Origin of the sequence: Candidatus Phytoplasma gossypii (genome assembly GCF_030586975.1) — a bacterium.
Classification (GTDB): Bacteria; Bacillota_I; Bacilli_A; order Acholeplasmatales; family Acholeplasmataceae; genus Phytoplasma; species Phytoplasma citri.
On record NZ_JAOSIT010000039.1, the window covers coordinates 1 to 3,948 of the forward strand.

General features: G+C 29.6%; 1 protein-coding gene and 2 pseudogenes. 2 read left to right on the forward strand and 1 reads right to left on the reverse strand.

Annotated elements, in window-relative coordinates:
* Both OC698_RS02670 and OC698_RS02675 read left to right on the forward strand, forming a co-directional pair.
* Positions 1–281, forward strand: a pseudogene (locus OC698_RS02670) (group II intron reverse transcriptase/maturase); the annotation flags it as partial.
* A gap of 894 nt (positions 282–1,175) precedes the next feature.
* Positions 1,176–2,326, forward strand: a pseudogene (locus OC698_RS02675) (reverse transcriptase domain-containing protein).
* Between the two features lie 676 nt (positions 2,327–3,002).
* Here the strand turns inward: OC698_RS02675 and OC698_RS02680 are convergent.
* Entirely contained in the window at positions 3,003–3,833 is an 831-nt protein-coding gene (locus tag OC698_RS02680; RefSeq protein ID WP_320411987.1) for a 5'-3' exonuclease, read from the reverse strand.
* Positions 3,834–3,948 lie beyond the last annotated feature (115 nt).

Below are 3,948 nucleotides of genomic sequence, written 5' to 3' on the forward strand. Positions count from 1 at the left end.
AAAAAATGCGTAACTATAAGGGAAATCCGGATATTACCATTAATAGATTTATATTCCGAGGTCGCACGCATCTAACTGACCGTTTGAAAGCGGAATGTTGTGAGAACTGCAATAAAACAACCCAACTTCAAATTCATCACATTGGGACAGTTCGCAACGCGAACCACCAAAGGATCATGAATAAAAGAACAAAAGTATTGTGTAAAGACTGTCATCGCAAGATAACCAATCAACAAATACATGATATTAAAAGAATAAGGATGATAAGAATAAATAGCTAATCAACTGCGAGGAGAAATTAGTTCTTGAGAGAGAGTAAATTATGGAAAGCCGGATGCTTGGAAACTTGCTTGTCCGGTTTGGACGGGGGCTGATTGTAATAAAACGGCAAATACAAATCGCCGCATAAAACGCAATTAATCTATCCGTATTTATTAAATCTATTTATAATGAAAAAAATGAAGATTTTACAATATACTCATTTTCTTTTTACAATAAAGAAGGACAATTAGTGAGAAAAAAATGTTTTAACGAAAATATATTTTATACCTATCATTATAATAAAAAAAATCAATTAGAATATCGGGGCGCCAAAGAGGCCTAAATTTCGTGCTATTTCACCAATAGCCAGAGCTGATAAACTCTGAAAGGATATGGCCGGTCTGGCAGATGAAAGAATGTCAGATTAGAGCAGGCCATAAAAGCGGGTTGCGATGAAAGCAAATTAGTCAAGATGACCTCGCCACCAAATAATTCGATGGAGAAGCCTGAGATGGCCTAAGAAGGAAAACTGATGTAATCTAATAACCTGTTACGGAAGTTGCTTAAACGGACAGTCCAAAATCTATCAATATTTGCGATATGTATTGGATAGCTTATCAAACAAAAACCTGGAATCAACCTCTTAAAAAAGGATACTTCCCCTAAAGAATTAAGGTAGAAATTTAGTGTAACTTGGAGAATCCTAAAACGAAGTAATTAAATTTACTAATCTGGAAATAAAAGCCCGGATGGTCAAGGATAAAGTATCTTTATAGTAGTCGTAAGGGTAAACCTAAATTTGGAATAATTTAGTTAATCGGCTTACCGAGAAGAGAGTTAATGACTCTTATAGGGCGAAAGAAGAAAGTAATTTACTATTTATTCAATGGTATCGAGAAGGGAGTTGATACACAATGTCAACAACGGTTTCACTAGAAACAAAGCTTTCGCGAACATTGGATAAAATTCAATATCGTTCATCAAATGGTTACTCTCTAAAAAGAGAATTACAGCAGGGGATGAATAACTTTTATAATACGCTAACAGCATTTAATAAAATTGCTGCTAACAAAGGGGCGGGCACACCCGGAATTGACAATGAAACCATCGATGGAATCAATCTAGAAAGACTAGAAAGATACCATCAGGAATATGTCAATAATGGTTACAACCCTAAACCAGTTAAAAGAATACTCATACCTAGTGATAACAAAAGAACTAGACCTCTGGGGTTACCCACTATCAAAGACCGACTAATACAAAAATGTCTCGAACAACTCTTAACTCCCTACTTTGAAAATATCTTTTCAGAATGGAGCTTTGGATTTAGAACCAAAAAATCTTGTCATGACGCTGTAAAACGCGTTAAACAAAGATTTCAAGGAATTGACTACATTATCAAAATCGACTTAAAAGGCTATTTTGATACCATCAATCATGAAATTCTTATGAGAACCTTAAATCGGTTCATCAAAAAGAATAAAGTTCTCTCAACCATTAACAAATGGCTAAGAGCTGGTTTGAATTAGAAATAATCCAAACCTATCAAACAATTGTTAGAGGAATTATCCAATACTTTTGTTTAGCTAACAATCTCGGTGTTTTAACCTATCTAAACTATCTAGCTGAATATAGCTGTTTGAAAACACTGGCAAGAAAATGGAAAACTTCGATTGCCAGAGTTCGAAAGAAACTCAATAGAGGTTCAACTTGGGGTATCTCCTATATTAACAAAGGAAAGACTCAATACGAACCATGGGAAGTCTACTCTTGGGATAAAATCAAAAAAATGCGTAACTACAAGGGAAATCCGGATATTACCATTAATAGATTTTTATTCCAGAGTCGTACACATCTAACTGAACGCCTAAAAGCGGAACGTTGTGAGAACTGCAATAAAACAACCCAACTTCAAATTCATCACATTGGGACAGTTCGCAACGCGAACCACCAAAGTATCATGAATAAAAGTACCAAGGTATTGTGTAAAGACTGTCATCTAAAAGTGACAAACCAACAAATACACGATATTAAAAGAATAAGGACGATAAGAATAAATAGCTAATCAACCGCGAGGAGAAATTAGTTCTTGAGAGAGAGTAAATTATGGAAAGCCGGATGCTTGGAAACTTGCTTGTCCGGTTTGGACGGGGGCTGATTGTAAATAAAACAGCAAATACAAATCGCTGCGTAAAACACAATTAATCTATCCGTATTATAAAACATTATGATGAACCTTTTATTCCTGAATCTCATGATCAACAAGAAATAGATAATAAATATTTCTATAATGAAAATAATCAATTAGTTAAAGTTACGGATAAAGATAATAAAATTAAAATTATTTATGAATATGATAATAAAAATATATTAAGAAAAAAAATTAAAGTTTATTTCAGTCATAACGGCGATTGTTATAAAAATGTTTTTATTTATAAATACAATAAACAAAATCAAAAAGTTTACAAAATATATAAAGAACTTATCAAACCTAATAAAAATATATTTAGTTTTTTCAAACCAGAAAAACATATAAAATTCCAAAATAAAATTTTTTATGAATATAAATATAATGATAAAAAACAAAAAAATTTAAAGATTTGTTATTTTAATGATAAAATTAGTAAATTTAAATATCAATATGAAAGTTTTTAATTGCATAAAAATCAAAAAATAATTTCAATATATTAATTAAAATTTAAAATATTATTATCTTAATCAAAAAAAACAAATTATAATTTTTAAAAATTATAATTTGTTTTTATTTTTTTATTATATAAACGATTTAAATTATATTTTTTACAAAAATTTAATAATAAATTTAAATTAATATTTTCCTTATAAGTTTGTGTATAATCAAAAGATAAAGGAACAGTTTTATCAATAGTTATTAATAAACGATTTAAATTGATTCTATCTTTAAATGGTTCTATTTTGTTTCTTAAATTATCAGGAATTTGTTTTAAATTTATTAACAAATTATCTAAAGTATTAAATTTATGCAATAATTTAAGAGCAGTTTTAGGGCCGATGCCTGGAATTCCTATAATATTATCAGAATTATCTCCAATCATACTTTTAAAATCAACTATTTGTTCAGGTTTTAACTGATATTCTTTTTGTAATAGTTTCGTATCGAAATCACTGACATTTGTTAAACCTTTTCTTATCAAACGAATAGTAACATAATCATTAATTAATTGCAAAAAATCATGATCACTAGAATAAATATCTGTAATGATTTGTTGAGAACTAGCTTGTTGAGCGATAGTTCCGATAATATCATCTGCTTCATAACCTGTTTGATAATGATATTTCACTCCAGAAATTTTTAAATATTCCTGTACTAACACAATTTGATCTATCAATAGTTGAGGTATAAGAGGGCGACCTTTTTTATAATCTAAATAAATTTCTTTTTTTTTAGTTTTTCCTTGTGTATCGAAAGCAACTAAAATATGATTTTGAGTTTTTTCTAAAATTTTTTCAAACATATTGATAAAAATCATTAAAGCATCAAAATTATTTAAATTATTGTTATTTTCAATATTATTTACATCATCGAGATAGATTAACGCGGTTTAGAAAGAAGAAATGATAATAACTTTTTTCATATTCGCAATTAGCCCCCCACAGAACCGGACAAGCAAGTTTCCCAGCATCCGGCGCCTAATATCTTATAATCTA